Annotated in this window: 23 protein-coding genes and 1 tRNA gene; 13 read left to right on the forward strand and 11 right to left on the reverse strand. The window is 49.5% G+C overall.

What is annotated here, in order from left to right:
* Window positions 1–439: 439 nt before the first annotated feature.
* Entirely contained in the window at window positions 440–868 is a 429-nt protein-coding gene (gene uspF / locus SK39_RS05130; RefSeq protein ID WP_003835732.1) for a universal stress protein UspF, read from the forward strand.
* 478 nt (window positions 869–1,346) lie between these two features.
* Here the strand turns inward: uspF and torD are convergent, their stop codons facing one another.
* The 3 genes from torD to torC are packed head-to-tail and all read right to left on the reverse strand — an operon-like array spanning window position 1,347 to window position 5,666.
* Window positions 1,347–1,961 carry a molecular chaperone TorD gene (torD, locus tag SK39_RS05135; protein ID WP_048216726.1) on the reverse strand — a complete coding sequence of 205 codons (615 nt, stop codon included), beginning with the start codon at window positions 1,959–1,961 and terminating at the stop codon, window positions 1,347–1,349.
* Window positions 1,958–4,498, reverse strand: a complete 2,541-nt coding sequence (gene torA / locus SK39_RS05140; protein ID WP_048216727.1) for a trimethylamine-N-oxide reductase TorA — start codon at window positions 4,496–4,498, stop codon at window positions 1,958–1,960. Before torA ends, torD begins: the two co-directional genes overlap by 4 nt.
* Window positions 4,488–5,666, reverse strand: a complete 1,179-nt coding sequence (gene torC, locus SK39_RS05145) for a pentaheme c-type cytochrome TorC (RefSeq protein WP_003835737.1) — start codon at window positions 5,664–5,666, stop codon at window positions 4,488–4,490. The genes torA and torC overlap by 11 nt, the downstream gene beginning before the upstream one ends.
* A 131-nt stretch (window positions 5,667–5,797) precedes the next feature.
* Here torC and torR point away from each other — a divergent pair, with 131 nt between their 5' ends.
* Window positions 5,798–6,490: a two-component system response regulator TorR gene (torR, locus tag SK39_RS05150; protein ID WP_003021912.1), complete on the forward strand. Its 693-nt coding sequence runs from the start codon at window positions 5,798–5,800 to the stop codon at window positions 6,488–6,490.
* Here the strand turns inward: torR and torT are convergent.
* On the reverse strand, window positions 6,463–7,494 hold the full coding sequence (gene torT / locus SK39_RS05155) for a TMAO reductase system periplasmic protein TorT (protein WP_044699462.1): 1,032 nt from the start codon (window positions 7,492–7,494) through the stop codon (window positions 6,463–6,465). The genes torR and torT overlap by 28 nt on opposite strands.
* Window positions 7,495–7,576: 82 nt before the next feature.
* On the opposite strand from torT, the gene torS reads away from it, so the two are divergent.
* Window positions 7,577–10,342: a TMAO reductase system sensor histidine kinase/response regulator TorS gene (torS, locus tag SK39_RS05160; protein ID WP_075261948.1), complete on the forward strand. Its 2,766-nt coding sequence runs from the start codon at window positions 7,577–7,579 to the stop codon at window positions 10,340–10,342.
* A 37-nt stretch (window positions 10,343–10,379) separates the two neighbouring features.
* Here the strand turns inward: torS and SK39_RS05165 are convergent.
* Window positions 10,380–10,456 (reverse strand) — tRNA-Arg (locus SK39_RS05165).
* Window positions 10,457–10,709: 253 nt separating this feature from the next.
* On the opposite strand from SK39_RS05165, the gene fimW reads away from it, so the two are divergent.
* The 4 genes from fimW (at window position 10,710) to fimZ (ending at window position 13,631) form a co-directional block, all read left to right on the forward strand.
* Window positions 10,710–11,303, forward strand: a complete 594-nt coding sequence (fimW, locus tag SK39_RS05170; RefSeq protein WP_048216728.1) for a fimbria biosynthesis transcriptional regulator FimW — start codon at window positions 10,710–10,712, stop codon at window positions 11,301–11,303.
* A 192-nt stretch (window positions 11,304–11,495) separates the two neighbouring features.
* Window positions 11,496–11,738, forward strand: a complete 243-nt coding sequence (locus SK39_RS27365) for a hypothetical protein (protein WP_127674341.1) — start codon at window positions 11,496–11,498, stop codon at window positions 11,736–11,738.
* Complete coding sequence (gene fimY / locus SK39_RS05175) at window positions 11,689–12,411, forward strand: fimbria biosynthesis regulator FimY (RefSeq protein WP_048216729.1); 723 nt, start codon at window positions 11,689–11,691, stop codon at window positions 12,409–12,411. Before SK39_RS27365 ends, fimY begins: the two co-directional genes overlap by 50 nt.
* Window positions 12,412–12,998: 587 nt before the next feature.
* Entirely contained in the window at window positions 12,999–13,631 is a 633-nt protein-coding gene (fimZ, locus tag SK39_RS05180) for a fimbria biosynthesis transcriptional regulator FimZ (RefSeq protein WP_003021902.1), read from the forward strand.
* A gap of 49 nt (window positions 13,632–13,680) precedes the next feature.
* Here the strand turns inward: fimZ and sfmF are convergent, their stop codons facing one another.
* The 6 genes from sfmF to fimA form a co-directional block, all read right to left on the reverse strand.
* A complete protein-coding gene (sfmF, locus tag SK39_RS05185) occupies window positions 13,681–14,175 on the reverse strand; it encodes a fimbria assembly protein (RefSeq protein WP_085951539.1) in 495 nt (164 codons plus the stop codon).
* 34 nt (window positions 14,176–14,209) lie between these two features.
* Entirely contained in the window at window positions 14,210–15,217 is a 1,008-nt protein-coding gene (fimH, locus tag SK39_RS05190; RefSeq protein WP_044712796.1) for a type 1 fimbria D-mannose specific adhesin FimH, read from the reverse strand.
* Window positions 15,218–15,221: 4 nt separating this feature from the next.
* Entirely contained in the window at window positions 15,222–17,843 is a 2,622-nt protein-coding gene (locus SK39_RS05195) for a fimbrial biogenesis usher protein (RefSeq protein WP_048216730.1), read from the reverse strand.
* 7 nt (window positions 17,844–17,850) lie between these two features.
* Window positions 17,851–18,543, reverse strand: a complete 693-nt coding sequence (gene fimC / locus SK39_RS05200; protein WP_003835750.1) for a type 1 fimbria chaperone FimC — start codon at window positions 18,541–18,543, stop codon at window positions 17,851–17,853.
* A 41-nt stretch (window positions 18,544–18,584) separates the two neighbouring features.
* On the reverse strand, window positions 18,585–19,118 hold the full coding sequence (gene fimI / locus SK39_RS05205; RefSeq protein ID WP_048216731.1) for a type 1 fimbrial protein subunit FimI: 534 nt from the start codon (window positions 19,116–19,118) through the stop codon (window positions 18,585–18,587).
* Between the two features lie 77 nt (window positions 19,119–19,195).
* A complete protein-coding gene (fimA, locus tag SK39_RS05210; protein WP_003835752.1) occupies window positions 19,196–19,750 on the reverse strand; it encodes a type 1 fimbrial major subunit FimA in 555 nt (184 codons plus the stop codon).
* A 571-nt stretch (window positions 19,751–20,321) separates the two neighbouring features.
* Between fimA and folD the strand changes: the two genes are divergently transcribed.
* The 6 genes from folD to SK39_RS05245 all read left to right on the forward strand — a co-directional run bounded on the left by folD (window position 20,322) and on the right by SK39_RS05245 (window position 25,039).
* Window positions 20,322–21,188 carry a bifunctional methylenetetrahydrofolate dehydrogenase/methenyltetrahydrofolate cyclohydrolase FolD gene (gene folD, locus SK39_RS05215; protein WP_003021887.1) on the forward strand — a complete coding sequence of 289 codons (867 nt, stop codon included), beginning with the start codon at window positions 20,322–20,324 and terminating at the stop codon, window positions 21,186–21,188.
* Between the two features lies 1 nt (window position 21,189).
* On the forward strand, window positions 21,190–21,402 hold the full coding sequence (ybcJ, locus tag SK39_RS05220; protein WP_048216732.1) for a ribosome-associated protein YbcJ: 213 nt from the start codon (window positions 21,190–21,192) through the stop codon (window positions 21,400–21,402).
* A 186-nt stretch (window positions 21,403–21,588) separates the two neighbouring features.
* Window positions 21,589–23,499 carry a hypothetical protein gene (locus SK39_RS27370; RefSeq protein ID WP_181595253.1) on the forward strand — a complete coding sequence of 637 codons (1,911 nt, stop codon included), beginning with the start codon at window positions 21,589–21,591 and terminating at the stop codon, window positions 23,497–23,499.
* Window positions 23,500–23,521: 22 nt separating this feature from the next.
* Window positions 23,522–23,992 (forward strand): type III secretion system chaperone, encoded by a 471-nt coding sequence (locus SK39_RS05235; protein WP_048216733.1) that lies wholly within the window; start codon window positions 23,522–23,524, stop codon window positions 23,990–23,992.
* Window positions 23,989–24,402, forward strand: coding sequence for a type III secretion system chaperone (locus SK39_RS05240; protein ID WP_048216734.1), 414 nt, complete (start codon window positions 23,989–23,991; stop codon window positions 24,400–24,402). Before SK39_RS05235 ends, SK39_RS05240 begins: the two co-directional genes overlap by 4 nt.
* A gap of 112 nt (window positions 24,403–24,514) precedes the next feature.
* Window positions 24,515–25,039, forward strand: a complete 525-nt coding sequence (locus SK39_RS05245) for a metal-dependent hydrolase (protein WP_003835753.1) — start codon at window positions 24,515–24,517, stop codon at window positions 25,037–25,039.
* The last annotated feature ends 68 nt before the right edge of the window (window positions 25,040–25,107 follow it).

Below are 25,107 nucleotides of genomic sequence, written 5' to 3' on the forward strand. Positions count from 1 at the left end.
GAAATAAGAATCAGCCAACGGGTAAGTTTGAAGGGGCTCGCATAATTAATGAGAACGAAATGTAAATATCAAATTTCGTTTAAAATTAGAATTTTAAACCAAACATAAAGTTTGATTAACTATTAATTACACAAACATCAGAATAAAAGTTTGATAAAGATTAAAAGCTGCTGAAATTAATCCTTTGGTGACAATCGTTATATAATTAAATATATAATGAAAACACATAAAAAAGAACCCTTTTCTGTTTTTTGATTACACGTATTAATGAAGATACCTGTCTTACAGTTTTGCTCACATATACATATACGGCCAGACATGCGACACACACATTTCATTGACGCACATTTATGCACGTAACCTTGATCTGGTCACTTATTATACAAAGACAACTTTCGCTACACTCAGAGTAGAGGTAAACAAACAGGAGGTAGTGAATATGTATCGCTCAATTCTGGTGCCCATTGATATCTCTGAAACCGATTTAACTCGCCATGTTGTTCCACAGGTTCAGGCGCATGCCAAAACCGCGAAGGTTCACTTTTTAGCCGTTATTCCTACCGTTCCGTTCTATGCCTCGCTGGGGCTAGCCTACTCTACCGAATTCCCGGACAGAAGTGGCCTGCAGGCCAAGGCCAGCGAAAAACTCGAAGAGATTATTAAGCAGTTCAATATTCCTGCAGGCAGGAGTCAAACTCATGTCGTTTACGGCCCGCCAAAGGATCAGATCCTCAAACTGGCAGAATCAGTAGACGCCGAGCTTATTGTCATCGCCTCACATAAACCCGGTTTTAGCACTTATCTGCTGGGTTCAACGGCAGCAGCCGTGGTACGCCACGCGAAATGTCCGGTGCTGGTTGTACGGTGATAGGGTTAAAACGGGAGCGAATGTGCTAATGCCATTCAGTTCACGAAGATGAAAGACCATGGAAATAACTGGGAGTGGAACGACCATAGCGAGGTCATCGCTTCAACGCCCTAATTTCCAGTTAAATCTGTTTTGCTGTTCAGCGATTTTCAAATAAAAGCGCAGGAGGTCAAGTGTGGACTGGTCCGGCTGAAAATTGCCGACGTGTTTCCGTAAGGCCGGGAGAACCCGCAGGGATGCGGGTTCAGGGCGCGTTTTACAGGGACGTTGCCTCGCGCCCGGCCCGGTAGCCTGAAGGAATAAGCGGAGGGTATTGCGCAGCAACAATTTTCCCGCCGGGAGCCGGGATTGTTAAGGGTACGGCGATAGTACCCTTAACACGTTCACAGACAGTATCGTTTCAGAGAAGTGAAAAACATAAGGTGAACGTAGCAATACGACGGAGGCAACAGATTCATTACCGCCGGATGTGCTGCTCTCAGCGCTGATTATCCAGTCTGACCAAAGCCAGCAACAGCTGACTTAGCGCGCCGTAAAAACCAAAGTCATCATACCGACAGCATTTAGTGGTGAACTCCGGCAACCAGCGTAACAGCCCTGCCAGCGTTTCTCTGCGCAACGCATCAACCTGCTGATGACGCGGTCCTGCCTCTGCCAGGGAAAAATGCAGATGGCTCAGCAGTTCGATAAAAATTGCCAGATGATCGGCTGACTCGCTAAACGTATCGCTTACCTGCATGTCCGCATCAGATAATAGTTGTTTAATGACCCCATAGTTTGGCCCTCCTTCAAGATGAGCCGATGCATAGGGTAACGCCGCGTGTTTATCCGACATCAGGAACAGGCTGCAAAAATCAGCCGCCAGTTCCAGGGTGGCGTCTTCCCGCACCTTGAGCGCGGCAATTTTCGCCTCCAGCAGAAGGACCTGCGCCTCAAGCAGCGGCTCGCCTTTGAGCACCGCGAACCACTCAGCCATTTCGCTGGACTGCAAAAGCCCCAGGCTTTCATCGTCACGCTCCCGGGAAAACAACTGCGCCAGCCAGGCGTACACGCAGGCCATTTGTTCTTTTGTCAGGGAGGTGTCTTTCATCATGACTTCACCTGCTCAGCCGGGACATATTCACACTGCGCCACCATTTTTATCGGGCCACTGAACGCCGTCACGTTATCCACCTTGCCGGTATACTTCTCAATTTCCACCAGCGTAGTATGGGCGCTGGTTGCCTGCGCCAGCTGAGACGTGCCGATATCTATCGTTAACACGTTCGGATTGCCGTATTTACACAGCGCTCCGGTTTCTCCACCGTTATCAGGGTCGTACCAGGCACCTTCATGGATGCGCGCCACGCCCGGCGAGTAGAGATCGGAGACAACCGCCCCGGCCAGCACTTGTCCACGAGCGTTAAATACACGAACTATATCGCCGTTGCGAATGCCCCTGGCGTTGGCATCCTGTGGGTTAATAAACACCGGCTCTTTGCCACCTACCGCGTAATGCTTACGCAACGCTTCGGACTCGCAGAGCTGTGAATGCAGACGGAAATCCGGGTGGACGGATTGCAGATGCAGCGGCCAACGTTGCGACCCTGGCCCACCGTGTGAACGTTCGATTTTCTCGAACCACATCGGATGCCCCTGGCAATCGTCATATTGCATATCGGCAATGGTTTTCGAATATATCTCGATCAAACCGCTTGGCGTCCCCAACGGTTCAAGGTCGGGATCTTCGCGGAAGGCCTGATGACGAACAAACATCTGCGGATGTTCGAATTCAACGTACTCTTGCTGATTCCAGAAAACGTCGAAGGCCGGAAGATGAACACCGCGTCCTTTCCCTTGCTGGCTTCCTTCCTGCCAGATGCGCTTCAACCAGCCCATCTCATCCAGCCCTTCAGTGAACGCTTCTTCACGGTTAAAGCGGCGGCAAAGATCGCGGAAAATATCGAAATCATTACGCGCTTCAAACTGCGGCTGCACCAACTGCTTCATGGCGATAATTCCGCGGTTGGAGTGGTTGCCATATTGGTCAAGATCGTTACGTTCAAACTGGGTCGTCGCCGGCAATACGATGTCGGCGAATCGACAGGTCGACGTCCACTGATTATCGATGGCGATGACGGTTTCCAGCTTACGCCATCCCTCAATAATGCGATTAATCTGCTGGTGACGATGGAAAGGGTTGGTCCCGGCAAAAACGCACATCTTCAGCGGCGGTAACTTAACGGTTTTGCCGTTCCAGTTAATGTTTTTGCCCGGCTCCAGAATCGCATCGATAAAACGCGCGATCGGAATAGTACTGCTGTAGCCCTTATAATCGGTGCTGTCATGCACAGGAGGCACGGTGGTGGAGCCAGAAAAACCGCTCAGGATAATCCCTTTACGCCCCGGGGTGCCCGCACCGTTGTAATGCCAGCCAAAGCCAAAGCCGCCGCCGGGTAAACCGATTTGTCCGAGCATCGAGGCTAGCACCACGATCATCCACGCCCACTGTTCCCCATGCTGCATACGCTGCACGCACCAGCCGGCAATAATTTGCGTTCTGCCGCCCGCCATCTGCCGCGCCAGTTCACGAATCGTATCTGCATCAATTCCGCAGATTTTTTCCGCCCACTGGGCATCTTTAGGCTGTCCGTCACTTTCGCCCAGCAGATAAGGCAGAAATTGCTCAAACCCAACGCAGTAGTTATCGAGGAAATGCTTATCGTAGAGCTTCTCGGTATACAGCGTGTGTGCCAACGCCAGCTGTAGCGGCACATCAGCCTGCGGGTTCACGGCGATGTGCTTAACCTTGTCGCGGCCCAGATAGTCATGCGTTGAGGTGACGACCGGGTCAACGCTGATGACCGAAATCTCACCCCGCGCCACTTTATCCTTCAGTTGCTCGTAGTATTCGTAGACATCATGATCCGGACACCACCAGTTCGCCTGCTGGTTTTTGATGAGATCAGAACCCCACAGCACAATGGTTTTGCTGTTTTCTAGTACCAGCGGCCAGGAGGTCTGCTGCTCATATACCTCCATTGACCCTACCACGCGCGGCAGAATGACCTGAGCGGCGCCGGTGGAATAGTCTCCCCCGGTACTCACGCTGTTGCCATGCAGCGCAATGGCACGTGCCAGCATCCCGGAAGCATTGTGGAACATCCCGGTCGATTGCCAGCCGCTGGCAGTCAGCAGCGCGCTCGGACCATAGGTCTTCTGAATGCGTTCCAGCTCCTGGTAGAAGAAGTCCAGCGCTTCATCCCACGAAACGCGTACAAAACGGTTATCTCCGCGCTGAGTGGTATCGCTCTGATGGCGCTTACGCAACCAGTCCACGCGGACCATCGGGTAGCGAATACGCGCCCCACCGTGTACGTGATCCGGGAGTCCGGCGATCATTTTTGACGGGTATTTATCATGCTCAAACGGTTTGGCCTCAATAAAACGACCATCAACCACGGTGGCACGGATAGCCCCCCAGTGAGAACCGGTCAGAATCCCCTCTTTGACACCAGTGCCCTGGACTTCTGCGGCGTTAGCGCTACGCGGCGTGAGCAGCGAAGGCCCTAACATACCAGCTACGGTCAAGCCCCCCAACTGCATTAGAAAACGTCGGCGAGATGCCTGAAAGAGATCGTTATTTTTCATTGCTTTCTCCCTTATCGCCATGCGGCTTATCCGTAGTGTCAGAGGCATTCATCTGCAAATATTTCAGTAAGGTACGTTCTTCACGTTTATCCAGACTGGTAAAGCCAATCATGCCGTTCAACGTGCCAATCCAACCGTTAGCATCAAAGTGCTCTTTCTCTGGCGCGCCGTGGCATTGGTTACAGGTTCCGTTATAGAGCGAGTCGGCATAAGCCCAGATAGGTTTGATGTCGTTGACCATATCGCCCTTCTGCATCCAGGCGGTGGCCTGCAATTTACTCCATGGTGTATTCGTTTCCGCAACGGTGGTTTGCTCCAGCGTCTTCACGTGCTGCTGGATGTCGCCACGAATGGAAGCCACAAAAATGCGCTTGCCCGGCAGTTGCGCCAACACGCGCTGACGCCCATTACTCTCGGTCCAGCCCACAATTTCAATTTGCAGCCAGTCACCGTCACGCTTTAACACTTTCACTTCAGAAGCGGGCAGCAGTGAGCCTGCAGGTTCTTTATCACCTTTGGCGGCATAAATAGGTTTGATGTCCAGAGAGTAGAGCGTCTCGCCATCATCGTTTGCATTGGCGCGTAACTGGTCAAACTGCTTACGGAAACCGCTGCTCATATCGGGAAGCTGGTGCGCGATTCCTTTATGGCAGTCGATACAGGATTGGTTGTCCTTGGCCGCAATCTTCATCTGGCGCGCAGCTTCAGGATGCTGTTTAGCGTGGTCCATCGCATCATAGTCATGACAAGAACGACAGGTCGCGGAGTTGTTCTCCTTCATTCGCGTCCATTCGCGCTCCGCCAGCTCAGCGCGTTTGGCTTCGAATTTTTCTGGAGTATCAATAGAGTGGGCAACAAAGGTTTGGTAAATATCGTTGCTGGCCTCCAGCTTACGTTTCACCATGCCTGGAATATCGGATGGAATGTGGCAGTCATGACATTCTGCGCGTACCCCGGAGGCATTCTGAAAATGCGCAGACTGTTTATATTCTTCGTAAACCGGCTGCATACTGTGGCAGCTCACGCAAAACTCGGTAGAACTGGTTAATTTAATACCAACGTGCGGCAAGACGATCAGCGCAATACCGACCACAATCCCGATAACGACCAGCGCCAACACTGACCAACGTGCGCTCGGTCTGAGCAGCGCCCTCCATAGTTTCCGCATAATAGCCCCTGTAATTTTATGGTTTAGTTACAGAGGATCTTATTTCTCAAATGTGAACAGCAACACTGGTCAGGATGAATGACTTACGGCACAATGTGAACAGATATGAACAGAAAGAGCACGCCATCAGGATGTCGCATCACATTGTAATTGTTGAAGATGAACCCGTCACCCAGGCGAGGTTACAGGCATACTTTGAACAGGAGGGTTACCACGTCTCGGTCACCGCCAGCGCTACAGGCCTACGTGAAATCATGTCACAACATCCTGTCGATCTTATTCTGTTGGATATCAATCTCCCGGACGAAAATGGCTTAATGCTGACCCGTGCCCTGCGCGAACGCTCAACGGTAGGGATCATTCTGGTGACGGGTCGTAGCGATCAAATTGACCGGATCGTTGGCCTGGAAATGGGTGCTGATGATTATGTCACCAAGCCGCTGGAGCTACGTGAACTGGTGGTTCGGGTTAAAAATTTGCTCTGGCGTATCGATCTTGCCCGCCAGGCACAGCCGGAGACCAAAGATAACTGCTATCAGTTTGCCGGATACTGTCTGAATGTCTCCCGGCATACCCTGGAGCTGGGCGATGAGACGATCAAACTCACCCGCGCCGAGTATGAAATGCTGGTCGCCTTTGTCACCAATCCGGGGGAAATTCTCAGCCGCGAACGTTTACTGCGTATGCTTTCGGCACGACGGGTAGACAATCCAGACTTACGCACCGTGGATGTATTGATCCGCCGTTTGCGCCATAAGCTACGGGCTGATTTACTGGTGACGCAGCACGGCGAAGGTTATTTTTTAGCGGCCGACGTGTACTGATACAGATAAACCGGACGGAACCCGCCAGGAGAAAGTGAGCGCTGAACATGCTGGCTGTCGGCATTTTTCGGGGTGAGCACCAGGATCGGCGGACTGATATTTTCCCGCACCGGTTGCCCTTGTAATACTCTGATAGCCTGTTGAATCGCCAGTTCACCTTGCCAGACCATTTGATCGCTGGCAGCCATAATGATTCTTTCGCGTTTAAGTCCGCGATAAACCTGATGCGACAGGTAAAAAGAGACAACGGTTAGCGGCGTCCCCTGATTCCGCTTCTCTCCCATCGCTGCCTCCGCAGCAATTGCTGTACCGGCAACCACATCGACATCCGGGTGACGTTCAAGCATCTCTTGTAACAGGTTGCGCTGAACTTCAATATCATTATCCCCCAACGCCACATCCACGATGTGCACCTGACTACCGGCAATCGCCTGACGGAATCCTGCCACCATTTCGCGGCTGCCTCCGGCGTCATCAGGTCCGGGCAATAATAAGACCTTTAACGGTTTTCCCGCGCTCCACTTAACCAGATAGTGGCCTGGCTGGTAACCCATCTGGAACCATGGAACTCCGACCCGGGCTTTCACCGTCGGATCGTGTATCGCATTCACTACCTCAATGACCGGCAACGTACCAACCTGCGCCTGCAAATCCGGAAAAGTCGTTGTGCTGCTGCCCAATAAAATGGCATCCGCGCCCCACTGCTGGCACTGGGCGATTTGTGTTTTTTGCGTGGTGAACTGACGATACCCTCCCGCCTCAAACACCTTCAGGCTTACTCCATATTTTTTTGCCGCCTCAAGCATGCCGTAATTCACTGAAAGCCAGTAGGAATCCTTCAGGCTGGGATACAACGCGCACAGTTTCCAGACTTTGCTTGCAGTAACGTCCGTCTGCGGCACCGAGACTGACTGCCGGGTATCCTGCCAGCGCAGCAGTGCAGACCCGGCCGCGTGACTTAAGCCGGGAAAAAGTGTGATAAGCAGGAAAACCAATACGCGCATGATAGCCTCAACATTGATAAGGCTTTATCCTAGTTGCTTTCCTCTTTTGGACTCAACCTTTTTAATCTGTGGCGACCAGACAGTGAATTTATCTCTGACCAAACGACTGTGGATAGGCTTTGCGCTGATGGCGGCACTGACTCTTATCAGTACGCTGACAGGCTGGTATAACCTGCGTTTTGTCAGCCAAGTTGAGCAGGCCAATACCCAGGCGCTAATTCCAACCATGGATATGGCGCGCCAGCTCAGCGAGGCCAGTGCCTGGGAACTGTTTTCCGCACAAAATCTGACCACCGCAGACAATGAAAATATGTGGCTGGCTCAGGGGAGAATGCTAACCGCCCAGAGTCTGAAAATAACCACATTACTCAAAACTCTTCGTGAACAGGGCTTTGATACTTCGGCCATAGAACAACAGGAAAAAGAGATCGCCCAGTCGTTAAGCCATCAGGGGGAGATGGTTGGCGAACGCCTGAAATTACGCGCTCAACAGCAACAACTTAGCCAGCAAATTATTGAGGCCACCGCTGACGTTGCCGAAATGGCGCGCAGCCAGGCCAGCAATGCAGCTACCTCGGCGGGCGCCACGCAGGCAAGCATTTATGATTTAATTGAGAGTCATCAGGGGCAAGCGGCTGAACACGCGTTGGACAGGCTCATCGATATCGATCTGGAATATTATAACCAGATGAATGAGCTGCGCCTGAGCGCGCTACGCGTGCAGCAAATGGTGATGAATCTGGGGAATAACCAGGCGCAGAATAACCTGGCTGCGCTGGAAAGCCAGTTGAATGCCGCCGTCAGAGTGCTTCACCGCCGACAAATACGTATTGAAGATCCAGTGGTGCGCACTCAGGTGGCCGACACCGTCAATACGATTAGCCGTTATATTGAGCTGCTGTCCCTGTATCGCCAGGATAATGACTTCACGACCCAATTGCAGATCTTATCGCAGAATAATATCGAACAATTTACCCGTTTCAGTAGCGAAGTCAGCCAGTTGGTGGAAATCATCGGCCAACGCAATCAAAGCGGACTCGCGCATCTCAAACAGGCCAGCCAGCGCGGGCAACACTTGCTGCTGCTGTTAGGTGGCGTGTCATTATGTTTGCTGATTCTTATACTTTGGCGTGTGGTTTATCGCTCAGTCACACGCCCACTGGCACAGCAAACCCAGGCGTTGCAGCGTCTACTTGAGGGGGATATTGACTCCCCCTTTCCGGAAACCGCAGGCGTTCGCGAGCTGGATACCATCGGGCGGTTGATGGATGCCTTTCGCAGTAGCGTTCACGCCCTCAATAACCATCGCAAACATCTGGCCGCACAGGTTAAAGCTCGCACCGCCGAGCTGCATTCTATGGTATCTGAACACCGGCAGGCCCGTGCAGAAGCTGAAAAAGCTAACCAGGCAAAATCGGCGTTTCTTGCCGCCATGAGTCATGAAATACGCACTCCGTTGTATGGTATCCTCGGCACTGCGCAGTTGCTCTCAGACAATCCAGCCCTGGCACAGCATCGGGAAAATCTACGCGCAATCACCGACTCGGGCGAGTCTCTGCTGACCATCCTCAACGATATCCTCGACTATTCCGCCATCGAAGCCGGTGGAAAGAATGTGGCGATAGGCGATGAGCCTTTTGAACCCAAACCCTTGCTGGAAAGTACGCTTCAACTCATGAACAGCCGCGTTAGCGGTCGCCCGGTCGTGCTGGTTGCGGATTTTGCCGATGACGTTCCCGCTTCCCTGCGTGGCGATCCGCGCCGTATCCGGCAAATCATTACTAACTTATTAAACAACGCACTACGCTTTACCGATCGAGGACACATTATCCTGCGTAGTCGGCGTGAAGATCAGGACTGGTATGTTGAGGTTGAGGATACGGGATGCGGAATTGACCCTGCCCGTCAGCACGATATTTTTCAGCCGTTCGTTCAGGTAAGCGGTAAACGCGGAGGAACCGGGCTCGGACTCACCATCAGCGCCAGTCTCGCCAAGGCAATGCAGGGAGAGCTAAGCGTTACCAGCACACCCGGCGTCGGGAGTTGTTTCCAGCTACGTCTGCCATTGCGGGCAACCACGATGCCCGTCATTAAACCCGCACAACGCTCCATATCGTTACAGGGCTTACGCTTATTGCTTATCGAGGATAATCCTCTTACGCAGCGCATCAGCACAGAAATGCTCACTCTCAATGGCGCACAGGTCACCGCTGTCGACTGTGCCGAGGAGGCGTTAAGCCTGTTGCGGGAAGATGCCAGCTTTAATGCTGCTCTGGTTGATTTCGATCTTCCTGATATCGACGGGATCACGCTGGCGCAGCAGTTAGCCCACGACTATCCGGCACTTAACCTGATCGGCTTTAGCGCACACGTCATCGACGAAACGCTTAACCAAAGAACCAGTACCCTGTTTCTCGGCATTATTCAAAAACCGGTTCCCCGGGATGAACTCAGTCGACTTATTACGCATTATCTGCACGCCAACGAGTCTCTCCCGCTTGCATCAGACAATGACAACAAACGTTTAGATTTTCAGCAATTGGCTGGGGATATCCAGGTCATGGGATGGCAAAAGGTGCACGAATGGTTAGCGCTCTTTAAGCAACACACCCTTCCTTTATTAGATGAAATTGACACGGCGCGAGATTTAAATGAGCGCGAGCAGATAAAACGTCTGGCACATCAGCTCAAAAGCAGCTGCGCCAGCATGGGAATGCGCTCAGCCAGCACGATGTGTGCAGCACTTGAACAGCAGCCGTTGGGTGATTTTTCACTCAGAGAGGAGATCCAACAAAGTCTTTATGAGGTAGAACGTTGGCTGGAAGCAGAAAAACCGTCCCGCGCGTAACGGTGCGTTGAAGCTGAGCATAGGGACTAACTTTGAATGGTACGCCCTGTAGGATTCGAACCTACGACCTACGGCTTAGAAGGCCGTTGCTCTATCCAACTGAGCTAAGGGCGCATTGCGAAGTGATTACTTCATGCAGATGAAACGCGTGAATTATACGGTCAGCGCCTGCTGAGTCAATGCCTTTTATTTCAGTTGCTGGCGAAGTGTACGAATGTTGATTTTTTCTGCTTGTTCAAGGGTATCCAGGAAATCACCTGGTAACAACTCAGCCCACGAAACGCCAGATTTAAGGATACATGTATTTAGAATATTTATGATTTTGCTTAACATTCCCTTACCCCTCCAGTGGTTCAGGAACTCTTTAATGTTAAGTATCGCCATCAAGGAAGAAAACAGTCACTTCGAACATGGACTGAAAATCATCATCTCCCATCTGTCAAATCAGTGGCATCAGGAGATCTGCTTTTTACCTGTCGAGAATATCGATCGCGCTGACATCGCATTTATCTCCCTGGATGAAGATTGGCTCAGCGCCGATTGCTATCAGATTCCGATCCATACCCGCCGCCAACACCGGGTTGTCATCTGCAACAGAAATGATAAAGATAAGCTGATGTTCCGGCCCTGCCTGTACATGTTGCCGCTGATCTATCGGGAAGATGACGTTGAGGAAATGACTAAAAAATTAGTCCCCATCCTGCAAAAACGTGCGCTGCGCAGCAACGTGCCTGCAACTATCTGCCATTACTGCACTACCCGCAACTTTTCTGTCGACGAACGCAAGTTCTTAATGTTTCTCGCCAGCGGATATACCTTAGCCGAAACGGCTCACTTACTCTCAATAAGCGATCTTCAGGCCAAAGCGACCCGCCGCGGCATAATGAAAAAGCTGCATGTGAAAAACGATCAGCAATTCTTAAGATACATCCGCGCCCATCTGAATTTTCTACAAAATTAGACGGGGTATCTCTGCCTAATTTTTATTGAGAAATATCTCATCCTCGATTAAGTATCGACTCCTACTGTACCTATCCTCTGCCTGCCAGAATAATCCAGCCATACTATTTCCGGGGTAACAGAAAGACACACCCGGTAATATTTTATCTAATATCAGAGAGAGGTTGAACTGGATAAAACGATCTTTTGGGCATTGAGTAAGACATCAGAAAACTTCCGGCAGATTATTCTGATGGGATACGCAATTGCCAGTCTGATGATTGTTGAAGTACTGAAACCCAACGGCACAAGGACATTGACCTTTACGCTGGCAAAAATTTGGGTCAGGGATGTTTATAGTCAGCAATTTATCCAGACCTGCCGCAACAGAAATGGAATGGAAAAGGATGCACAGCGCAAAACGCCGGGACCGCTATCGCCGCATACGAAACACTAACTGTACCTGGCAATATCCCCACTGTACCTCACAAGTATTTGACCGGCTCGAGTATCTGGCGCAAAAACTCGAATACACATTACCGGACGACACTATATCTCAGGCGATAATTACAACAGACTACTACCTGGCCTACGCGTTAAGTCGACATTTATTCTCAGGCACACGTACGGCGGTCTTCCAGAGCGTTGAGTCGGCCTTACCCAGCATGCAAGAACCAGTAATTAGCCAGTTAGTGATTGACATAGAAAGCTTAACACTCCCCTATTTCGATATACTTGAACGTTTGCGCCAGCTAATTAGGCAGCGTAATGAAATCCAGATCTTCATAATGCTTTCCAGTCGTGATGAAGACCTGACTACCTTTATTTCACTATCCGGTCCATTTTATATCCTATCACGCAATTTACGCCTTCCGGAGGTGCGTCACGCCTTATTATCGCCGGTTCCTGACTATATTCATTCCAGACGCATAAATCAGCTCGATTGGGAGATGATTGCCTTACTTTTACAAGGTAACTCCTTAAAAAAGATTGCATTGTTACAAACACAACCCTACCACCGTATCATCTATCGACTGAACCAATTGATTACGCGCCTGGGGTTACCCAGCAGACAACGCTTTTTGCATCTGATACACCGCCTCAACGTTACCTCTCTTCATTTAATTTAACACCATAACCCTATGTGCGATAAGATTTTTTAGGAAACTACTTATTCTTGAATAAGAAAAAAGATCTAATTTTTACAAATATTTAATATTTACAACTATTCCTGGTATTATGCCTGGTGCCACTGTCACACTTAACCTTACTGATTCTGTGCATTTCAATATAAAAAAGCCTAATTGCAGTCTTAACAAAACCTAAACAATTGGTTTATTGTATCGTTTTTACTATTTAAAAAAAATTTTCAATCTGCCATAATTCGAACTGCAGATAAATACTACCAATAGTCATTAACACATCTGGATCTTTCAGAATATCCTAACTGACATTAACAACCGGGATGTTGTAAGTCTTTTCCGAAAGAACAGAGCAGGTATAATCCCCACAGTTTCCTGATTAATTGTTAGTTTTCCCGGTGTGAAATGGATTTTCCACAAATTCATTGTTCTGCAGAAGAACAACCGAATAAACAAGGATGAAATAATATTTATTCGGTTTTCCCGCAGAACAATTCTTGGCTATTTGACAATATTATAACGCCTGATGTTTTATCAAATTCGCAAGATACGCAAACAGTTTGAGGCATACAACAATGAAACCAGCATCCGTTATCATTATGGACGAACACCCTATTGTCAGAATGTCGATAGAAGTGCTACTCGAGAAAAACAGTAATATTCAGGTAGTATTGAAAACCGACGACAGCCGTACGGCAATAGAACACCTGCGCACATACCCGGTCGATCTTGTCATCCTGGATATTGAACTACCTGGTTCGGATGGATTTACATTACTCAAGAGAATAAAGTCTCTGCAGGAGAAAACTCGGGTGCTGTTTCTCTCTTCCAAATCGGAGTCTTTTTATGCCGGGCGTGCTATCCGGGCCGGTGCAAATGGTTTTGTCAGTAAACGAAAGGATCTCAATGATATCTACAATGCAGTAAAAATGATTTTATCGGGATATTCTTTTTTCCCGTCGGACACCCTTAATTTCATTAACAATATAAACGCACAAAAAGGTGTGCTGAATGACATGCCGCTCTCTAACCGCGAGGTTACGGTTTTGCGTTATCTGGCAAACGGTCTGTCCAATAAGGAAATTGCTGAACAGTTGTTACTCAGCAATAAAACGATTAGCGCTCACAAGGCGAATATCTACTCCAAGCTCGGGTTGCACACCATCGTTGAGCTGATCGATTATGCAAAAATGCATGAGTTAATGTAATAACACTCCCGGCGAGATGTCGTTCGGGAGCGTTTTGTCAGCTTATTGATTAATTATAGTTAATCATAAACGTGGCATCAGCCCTGGCGACGCCAGGCTGAACTCCATCGGCTAACGCGATATAGTTGGCGAAAAAGGTCAGCGTGGCATTGCCGTTCTCATCAATCCCCACGGCCTGGCTCGCCTGTTCGAGCGGTAATCGCGTACGATCGCTGTCGTGCAGTTCAATCGCCACCTTTTGTGCCATGACCGCATCATCAAGCGCCAACAGCGTCGTGCCCGGAGCCGGAGTACCGGAAAACGTTATCGATGCGGATCCCGGCGGGCAACCTTCAAGCTTCAGCGTAAACGCGACCGGTTGAGTGGTATCTCCGCTGGTCTGAAGCTGCTTTGTCGGCCAGGTCCCCAACTCCACCGACTTATTGCTGTCGCTGGCAATCACCGCACAGGTAAAGTCCACCACGTTGCCACGCAGCTCAATATTGATTTCCCCCAGCGACGAGGAGGCATGGCCCAACGAACTGAATGTTAGCAGGGACACCATCGCCAGAAGCGCCCCTGCGAATGGCGTTTGCTTGTTAGTCATAATCCACTCGCAGATAACCACGAGCCGTAAAAGGCCCTTCGGTAGGTTTATTCCCCGTCACGCTGACCGGCCATGCCCGAATACCGACCCTGGCTGCGGCGTTATCATCCAATTGAAATGGGATATTGCTGGACAAATTGTTAGGCGTCAGCGGGTTACCACTGCTATCGGCGACGATAAAACCTAAATCCGGGTTGTCAGAAACCATCATTTGTCCGGTGGCTTTCTCAGCCTCTACACGCATGGTCAAGTAGGCCTGTGCGGCGACGTTGGTGCATTTTATCGCCACGGTTTTGGTCTGCGGATTAATGCCTTCGGGCCGGTTTCCTGCCCCCGCCTTGCTAAACAACGATGCGCCAATATCGCCAAAATCAAACTCAACAATCTGCCCGGCGTTCACCTCACAGTTTTGTGGAACCTCCACCTTACCGCTGTAGCTGATGGTGTACACCGGCGTGCTTAGCGCATCTCCGGTACTGGTCGTGACATAGACGCTGAACATCGTCTGACGCGGAATCGGAACCATGTTAATAAACGAGCGGATCACTTTGAGTTTAAACACCAGCTTTGAATCCATTACGCCAAAAGGCTGCTGTTTCGATACGTTGGGGTGAGTCCCCATGCGGATATAATTACGCGGAGGATAAAACAACCCGGCATAGCTGTCGGTGATGCTCATGGCTCCCAGCAGGTAGTCATTGAGCTTCAGATACTGAAAACCGCCCTCGGTACTTTGCACCGGAAGTTCAGTGACATAGCTTCGGTAGGTGTAATTCACCGACGTTCCGGCCGGACAGGTGGCATTCACGCCAATCCAGCCCGATTTTTCCGGTAACGTTACCACCTGTCCCGGCTGGTTGTTGCTGCTGTTAAAGACATTCGACAAATCGTAAAAAACATCCGTTGGCGTGCCATTCGAGTTATGGCAGACCGTCGCCCATGACGAATGTGCCATCAGCAGTAAAGCGCTTCCCAGTAACAAACCCGTTTGTCTTTTCATCGTATTATTCCTGTCGTGCCGTTGGAGATTCGCACGTCACGTTCGTGAGCGTCACCGCCTGTTTCAGACTCTCCTCAGGCAAGGCATAGCGCGCCACGCAGCGAGCGTTTGCGCCTTCCCCCCATTGGATCAGCAACTCGCCTTTTAGCGGCAGACCACTGAGATAAATTTGCCCGTCTTCGCCCACCATACTGGTCACGCCACTGGTGTTTTCCCGCACAATAGAGCCAAACGGCACGGGTTTACCGGCATGTTTGGCGGTAATCAGCGCCCGCACACCGATTCGTGTATCAAACGCAGCTCGCACCAGCGCCCCTTGCGTTGGTACTACGCTGCTGACGTTATTTTCCACATCGGTATTGTTGTTCATGGAGTTGGTGTCTAACGCGACACGGTTATAGCGATAGACGGTGGCATACGGCATCACCGCGTATCCACGCCAGTCGGTTTGAACGCCGGTCTGGTTTTCTATCCGCACACCCTGTGCGCCAGGCGCTTTAATCAGCACATTGGTATCACCCAGAGGCTGACTGAGCGTAATGCCATCCGCATGCCCCACCACGCCGCCAGAGAGTTGCCAGTTGTAGTCATGCTGATCGCGATCGTAGTTGTATCCCACGCCCAGCGTGCCATAGGCCGCCTGCCAGTTGGCACTGGCGTTTCCGCTGTAGCCATTGGTGCTGCTGTGCCCCTGATTCACGCTGTAGCTCAGGTTGCGTCCATCCAGCAACGTACCGCCGATCCCGCTCTGCCAGCTATTTTGTCCATTGCTATTACGGTTAGCATTAAAGGTGGCGTAGGTGCGATCGAAGGCGCTATCTCGCGAGTAGCGCCGTCCGCTCAGCAGGCTGAACGGTATTGACATATTGAACGCGACAATACGGTCGGTGTCGGAGATGCCAACCGATTCATTCCACGACCAGGAGAGTGAATAGCTAATACCTTGCCAGCCGCTGGCATAGCCCAGTTGATACCAGGTATTGGTGTCTGAGGTATTCCAGTACGTTTGCTGACTACCCGAGACATACAGCGATCCGTAATCCCCCAGATTCTGCGAAATGTTTATCTGGAAACGGCCCTTTTTGCTGTAGCTCAGGTTGTGGTAACTCTTCACATCGGGCACATCGTGGCGATTGCCCTCGCTGTCGTATTCGTACTCATAGCCTTCCATACTGCGATACGCCACATCGTCGAGGGTATAGAAACCACGCGTAGAGTAGCGATATCCCAACAACTGAAAGTTGGTGCCAAAATTGTTCAGCGATTTCGCATATAGAAAACGCAATGACTGCCCCTGGTGTGTACTGTCATCCGCCAGTTGGCTGCGGGCATGGGTCAGATCGACAGAAACCGCCCCCCAGTCCCCCAGGTTTCGGCCGGTGCCTAAAACCACCGCCGTGTAGCGTGAGGCCAACTGCGTACCGCCGTAAGCGGTGTAGCCTTCTGGTAACCCAGCAATTAATGTTCCCTGGAAAAAGAATGGAGAAGATTGTTGGCTATTGCCGCTGCGAAAATCCCCTGCGACCACGTCATATTTGAAACGCCCTTCTCGTTGTAACAAGGGAACCGTGGAGTACGGCACCGTATAGCGCTGTTGGCTGCCGTCCTTTTCGTCCACCGTCACCTCAAGGTCACCGCTGGATGACGTCGGGTTGAGATCGGTTATCGAGAAAGCGCCCGGTGAAACATAGCTTTGATAAATCACATAGCCATTCTGACGAATGGTTAGCTTTGCCGCTGTTCGCGCAATACCGCGAACGGTAGGCGCGTAGCCCTGTAAGCTGTCGGGATACATACTGTCTGAGGAATAGAGCCGCGCCCCGCGAAATCCGACGCTGTCAAAAACGTCGTTGCCGGTGTTGCTGTCACCCATCACCAGCTCGCCCTTCAGCGGGATAATCGCGCGCTGAAGCCATGTGCCGATGTTTTTCCAGCTTTGTGAGTGATACCCGTCACCTTTGGAATAGCTCCATGCGCCGTTATTTCTCAAGCGCCAGGGACCATAGTTCAGGCCACTGAGCATACTTAAGAAATAGCTGTCCGTATCACTCCCGCGGCTGCCGGTGAAACTGTAGTTAACCAGCGCAGCCGGGATGCCTTCATCCCACTCTTCCGGTGGAATATAGCCACGCGCGCTGTTTAACATCGACGCCTGCGGCAGGCTGACGTTTAGTCGCAGGGTAGAAAAATCAAACGCAATCTCGCTGCCTGGAATCGCCTCTGGTAGATTGATGCAGGTATCGTTCGCATCCTTACTGAGTGCCGGAAACGCGGCGATATTGACGCCAAGGCGCTTCACCCAGTCGAGCCCAAAACACGGCATCAGCCCACCGGACTTCTCCCCGGCTTTTCCCGCGCTGGTCGTAAAACGAATATCCTGAGTAGCCACAAACTCATCATTGCGCCAGATATCCACGCGATAAACACCTTCAGGCTGGTGATTACCTTTTTCAAAACGTGATAAATCCGCCACGGTTGCCGTATCCGCAGATAAAAAGGCCGGATTAAAATAGCTTTCACCATGGCTTAAAGAGGGAAAGAGCGCCGCCAGCGTGGACAACGCCACCCCCGCCAGCGGTGGCGTAACCCCCGGAAACAGGCCAGGAAAATACGTTGTCTTATTCATCGTTATCTCAACGCACGCTAACCGTTTGGGCCGGGGTCACAGCGCCATAATCATTGACCGTCTGGAACGTAACGTTGCCCTGCACGCCTGTTGGCAACAGAACCTGCGCATCGCTTTTCGGTGCAACCATCACGTTATCGACCTTCGTTTTCCCCACGTTGAGATTGACCAACGTGACGTAATACGCTGACGGATTGTTAATTTTCAGGTGGTTGCCTGAACGGGAAAACGTCAGCATCCCCGGGGCATCTTCCGGGATTTGCGGCAAATTATTCGGACGGACGAAAAGCTTGATGCGGGACAGAATCGCCAGTTGCAGAACGTTTTTGCCCTCAAGGCTGTTTTTATTGACTGACGGAATGGCTTTTACGTTCATCCAGAACAGCGACTCACGATCTTTGGGCAACGGAACACCTGCATAGATAATACGCAACGTGTTTTCGCTTTTGGGCTCGCTGACAAACAACGGAGGTGTAACCACAAACGATTTTTCTTTAACACCTGCGCTATTCTCAATCCATGAATTGACCAGGTAACGTTCTTTGGTATCACTATTGCTAATAGACAGTGACGTTTGTTTGGCATCGGCTGGATAAATAACACGGGTAGCGCCTAATGCAATGCCTCCGGCAGCCTGAACACTGGCAACAGGAAATAAGAACAGTAAAAGGATAAAACCTGATTTTAGATAATTAAACATAGCTACAAATACCTTTGGTGTGATTATCGTTGGGAAATAAATCAGGGATAAACCAACGTAAACCACACGTCTGAACGAAGCGTTCCCGGCGTTATATTTTCCGAGACAGCCCGATAACGAGCAGTGAAATGAAACGTCATCTCTTGCGTTATAATCGGCGCATAATGAAGCGGCAGCGCGTTCGGAATAATTTGCCGTTGGCGCTGGTCAAATAACGCCAGGCCGATCCCCGAAGTCGCAGACGCATCTCCACTGGCAAGGAAAACCTGCGGATCTTCCGCTGGCGTCACGCCTGCAAACGCAATCCCAACGTGGTCATAAACATCGGAGCTGCATGACGTTAAGCGCAGTGAAAACGGCACGCTGGTAGAGGCAAAGCTCCCCGTCCCGGAGAAAGCATTGGTGCGATACTGCCCCATTTGCACCCGCAAATTTTGGCTGTCAGTAGCGACCGTGCAGGCACCATTGACGAGCTGCCCCCGTAAGTGAAGGCGGCCACTTTCCAGTATTACCGTATGTGCAAACACAGGCAGTACGCACAGCATTCCCGCCAGCGCCACGCCTTTCCATATCATCTGCCGCATCCTTCATCATCCCCGGAAATTGCCTCATCCAGTGAGGCGAACGTCATCCTTGCGCAAATCAAAACGGCTTATTCGTACTTCATGATGAACGTCGCGTCGGCATTTGCCTGACCCGGCGTAGCGCTGGTGGCAGTGGCTTTGTAACGCGCAGAGAAACGCAGGGTGTTGGTCCCTTCTACCAGAGCCTGAGCGGTAGAGAAGGTGGCACCATCTGGCTTCAGCGCGGTGGACGTATTGTCCAGAATTTCAATCCCGACACCGCTGGCAGTGGTACCGTTATCTGCAGAAGTGACAGCCAGCAGGTTGTTGTTGGTAATATCGGATTGACCAGAGAAAGCCACAGCTGCGGTTGCGGCAACTTTCGGGTCACAGTCGTTCAGCACGATGGAGAACGGAATTTGTGCCGTTGTATCACCTACAGCGGCAAAACTGGCAGTACGATACTGGCCTAAGGTAACAACCTGATCGGATGACTGAGTACTGACTGCACAGGCTGCATTGACCAGTTCACCTTCAAAATGCACAGTACCCCCGCTCACGCTTACCGGATCGGCTGCAACCGCAGCACCTGCGACTAACATCAGGCTGGCAATAACAGAAGAGGTCATTAATTTACGTTTCATGGATTTCCCTTGAATTACACACATCCGGCTCCAGCATCCTGCGGGATCCGTTTTCATTATCGACATTAAATGTCAGGCTAATTATCTCTGCATCCTGTAAAGATATATATCGCAAGAGAATTAGCTAACCTTTTACCCCGACTCTCCTGAGTATTTGATTTACTAATTATCCTTCGCGAATATGACTATTCGTCACAGCGATAAATTAAACATTTCAATTAATGAAAAATACCTGCAAATCCTTTTAATAGCCCTGGCTAATTCTTAATGGGATCTAAGAAAAGTCTTGGTTAATATTACCTAAATGCCGCCGTAATAGTACGTAACAGTCTGGTTTATGAAGCATTACCCATAAAGAACCCAGGGTGATGAGATGTTTCATTCACGTTAATTTTAATTAGCATGCTTACTATTTATTCGTAAGGCTTCAGCCTTTGTGCTGACACCATTTACAGCCCGTGATGGCCCTGGCGCACATAAAAACGCAAACGAAAACTGACAGCACGTCCCGCTTCTGACAAAATAGTGGCATCCCCTTCGATTTAACGTAACAGACGGAATCCTCTCTCTGATGGCAGCAAAGATTATTGACGGTAAAACGATTGCGCAGCAGGTGCGCTCTGAGGTTGCTCAAAAAGTTCAGGCGCGTTTAGCGGCTGGATTACGCGCCCCAGGCCTGGCTGTTGTGCTGGTAGGCAGCAATCCGGCTTCGCAAATTTACGTCGCGAGTAAACGCAAAGCCTGCGACGAAGTGGGGTTCGTCTCCCGCTCCTATGACCTGCCCGAAACCACCAGCGAGGCGGAGCTTCTTGAGCTGATCGATACGCTCAATGCAGATACCACCATCGACGGTATTCTGGTACAACTGCCGTTACCTGCCGGTATCGACAACGTTAAAGTGCTGGAGCGTATTGCACCAGATAAAGACGTTGACGGTTTTCATCCGTATAACGTCGGTCGCCTGTGCCAGCGTGCGCCGCGCCTGCGTCCTTGTACCCCACGCGGTATTGTGACTCTGCTTGAGCGTTACAACATCGACACCTACGGCCTTAATGCGGTCGTCATTGGCGCTTCAAACATCGTCGGTCGCCCAATGAGCATGGAACTGCTGCTGGCTGGCTGCACCACCACCGTCACCCATCGCTTCACCAAAGATCTGCGTCGCCACGTTGAGCATGCTGACCTGCTAATTGTTGCCGTCGGTAAACCGGGCTTTATTCCCGGTGAGTGGATCAAAGAAGGTGCGATTGTGATTGATGTCGGCATCAACCGTCTGGAGAATGGTAAGGTTGTTGGCGATGTGGTCTTTGAAGATGCTGCCGCACGCGCGTCATATATCACGCCAGTGCCGGGCGGCGTTGGCCCCATGACCGTAGCCACACTTATCGAAAACACGCTGCAGGCGTGTGTTGAATATCATGATGTAAAGGACGTTTAAGATGGCCACATTTTCACTGGGTAAACACCCGCATGTTGAACTCTGCGATCTGCTGAAGCTGGAAGGCTGGAGCGAAAGCGGCGCCCAGGCAAAAATTGCTATTGGCGAAGGGTTGGTGAAGGTCGACGGCGTTATTGAAACGCGCAAGCGCTGCAAAATTGTTGCCGGACAGACCGTGAGCTTTGAAGGTCACAGCATTACCGTCATCGCTTGATAACTTCACCGGCAGCGCAAGCTGCCGGGATCATTTTATCCCCTTGCCGCTCTCTCAGCCCACAACCTGCCCATGCCCATTATTTTCACTAAAGTAGAGCACTTTTTGAAAGTTTTTATTCAGCATCCGTTTTAGGATTTCCTTATCAGTCCCGTTTTTCAACAAAAACCTTGATAAGGACATTATATGACTGTTTCCCGTCTTGCCCACAACGCCCTTCAGCGTATACAGCATCCCATTCATGCTGAACATCGTGCCCCTTTTGCTGGTTATAATCGCATGCCGCCAGCCGAACAACAGGGGCCTGTCATCGCTGATCCAAACATCTTACCCAACGCGGTTCAGCCAGAGGCCCTGGATACTCATCAGATAGCTAACAGGAAAAATGCCCCCAAAACCGTTGATTTCAACCTGCATGGCAAAAATGTTAAATTACCTGAACACCCTAAAATCAGTAATGACGATATTATTTCAATATGTAAACAAGGTGATGACATATATAGAGAACTGATGGCCGGTAGATCTGTGGAGAATACCAAAGAAAACGCCGCTAAATTGATGTGGTACTTACAGGCACAGGCATCAAACAAAGTTTCTGTTTCTGCGGGATTAGCAGAAAGTGGCCCACAAAATTTCAAAATGGGCGCTTTCAGCATTGAAGATAAAGACCATAATATAGAGAACTTTTTGAATAACGCAGGTAGTTATTCAAGGAAATCAAGCCACCTCAAAGAATTTAAAAATGCCGGAGCAGACTATCATTCACGAGGTTTAGATATTGATAGCAAAAATATATTCTTACCTAACAATCGTAAAACCATTCTCTTTGCCAGGATGCCACAAAAAAGTGAGAATACTCCTACCGGAATCCCAGGTAAAAATATGTTATTCATTAAAATGGAAGAACATGGATGCCATAGATTAAAAGATAAGGTATCTCATGGTGTTAATTACATCCCTACTCTCTTAGAACAGAAATTTGGGGTGAATAAACGTGATGACGGTGTAGATAACAGGGAACGAATCCCCGCCGATATCAAAAAAAGTTATTCAGAACTTGCTTCTGGCTTTAACTCATGGACAGGTATGAACATTAATACCAGTAACGCATTGAGTACTACCGGCGGAATAAAAACTATGATTGAAGACTTGGCATTAATGCGAGATTACATCAAGACAGCCATAAGCATCGATTCACAAAAAATAGAAGCAAACAAATACCTGGAGAAAACAACCACTCTTTATGATGATTTAAGATCACGCGATCACAGTGATATTAGAATTGGTAATGAAATTATTATCACAGGTCCTTACAGAATTCCAGTCTCATCTGCCAATGTTGATATCAGCAATCCTGACTTACAAGAAAAAACAAAAAAAACATTCATAGAAATTCTATCATTAGCAGGTCACTCGGAGAAGTCGGGCACATGGATAGAAGATCCTGTGGGCTATATTACCAACAGAACCTCACTTGGGTCAGATATTAAAAGAGGCTTCAAACTCCAGTCAGACGGTGTGCCATTTACTGGCCTTGAAGAGACTGAAACAGAAGACGAAAGCAAACAAATCGAACAAATCAAACAAATCAAACAAATCAAACAAAATGCCCTTGACTGGATATCTGGTCTCATTCGCCCCACCACATCACCACCTGAAAAAAATTTAACTGATGTACAACTAAAAAAAATAACATCTGCTGTTGCTGCATGTTGTGAACAAAGCATTTTAATACAATTAGGAAATGCTATGGGTAAATTACTGGCAGCAGATGAAAATAGAGTAATAGGATTCACCAATGATCTCTCACCAAGGGCCCTTCCTCAATCTTTGGAGATTAAACGCCAATACACTGGTGGTAATAACCAAGTAATTGTTGACGTGACTGCGTCTACTTCCTATTGGGGCAATGCTTTATTTGAAAATGTAAAGAATGAAGCAGAGACAAAGATGTATCATGCCATAACTAATGATGATGAACACATGAGAGGTCAAGTTACAGTTCGAGTAACTATGGCTCTGGATTCCGACAACAGCGAGATTACATTGACAATCCCTGAAGATATACATGTCAATGGAAATATAAACTTCGGCTAGTTCCAGGAAACGAGGCAATTAAATGATTAACCCAGTAGAATATAAAGAAAAATTCACTAACCTTGTGTCTGCATTAGGCAGACACACTGGAGGGACAACGCCGACTGTTAATGACAATGGCGTAAGTTTCTTTTGGTTATCAGACATGTTATTTTCATTCATCCTTAGCGATCCTGATGACAAAAATCATCAGGAGTTAATTTGTATCATCCATATTGCCCCATTATCAAATGAGAATATTGACAATTCGCGTTCACTGTATCTTCATATACTAAAAGACAATCATTCCTGGAGAAATACTGCAGGTGGTATTTTTGGCTTCGATGAGCAAACAGAATGCCTCTGCCTAAGCCTGAGGCTTGACCTTCTAACGGAATCAGAAGACAGTTTTCTTGCAAAAATAGCCTGCGCATATCAAATTTCACTTGAATGGAAAAATAGATTGACGGGAATGAATGAAATCTTGATTCAATTTACCGAGAAAATGTCATGAATCCGATAACACGCTCTATGGTTTTACTTGAACGCCTGTTCAGCGCCTACGGCTCCCTTGGATTTACCGAATCCGCAGAGAACCAGTATATTCTGGAAACTGATAATATCTTGTTTTATTTCTTTGACGAGCCGGAGCAATCAGAGCTTTATATCCAGGCTGATATAGCGGAATACACCGCCACGGAGACCACGGAGGCGCTTATCGCCCTGCTGAAAATGAATCATCTGTGGGATGCCACAGAAGGCGGGATCATCGGCCTGTCCGTAGAAAACAACGCTTTTACCTATACCTATAAAATACAGTATCCCCTTGTGGAATCTGATGACTACGATGAATATCTGATCGATCTGCTGCCAGAAATCATTCGCTGTATTCAGTATGCGAGAAGCAAGCTTTCTGACTTTTAAGTGATACGAGTACTGAATCTGGCAGCACTCGCTGCCAGTTTTCAGAATGTGTTCCCTGTGTGATCGCAATTCAGGCTGTTAGCATGTTGTTTTTCCACACGAAGCGATCATCATGCCCACTATTGTTACCCACGCAGCCGTTCCGCTCTGTTTAGGGTTAGGTCTCGGACTTAAAGTCATCCCCCCACGATTACTGTTTGCTGGCGTCGTTCTGGCTATGCTGCCAGATGCCGATGTGTTGTCATTTAAGTTCGGTGTCGCCTATGGCAATGTGTTTGGCCACCGGGGATTTACCCACTCACTGCTGTTCGCCTTCGTGGTACCGCTGCTCTGCGTATTGATTGGCCGACGATGGTTTAAGGCGGGATTGATTCGCTGCTGGCTATTCCTGACGGTTTCACTGCTGTCACACAGTCTGCTGGATTCCGTTACGACAGGCGGCAAAGGCGTCGGCTGGCTGTGGCCGTGGTCGGATGAACGCTTCTTTGCACCGTGGCAGGTGATTAAAGTCGCCCCGTTTGCGCTATCACGCTACGCCACACCGTATGGGCATCAGGTAATAACTTCGGAGTTGATGTGGGTATGGCTGCCGGCCGTTATGATGATGGGTGTGCTGTGGTGGTACAAACGTCATTAATAGTGCCTGATGGCGCTACGCTTATCAGGCCTACCGATCATTCCATCGTAGGCCGGATAAGGCGTAAG

The sequence above is a fragment of the Citrobacter sp. BIDMC107 genome (assembly GCF_001037575.1).
Lineage (GTDB): Bacteria > Pseudomonadota > Gammaproteobacteria > Enterobacterales > Enterobacteriaceae > Citrobacter > Citrobacter freundii.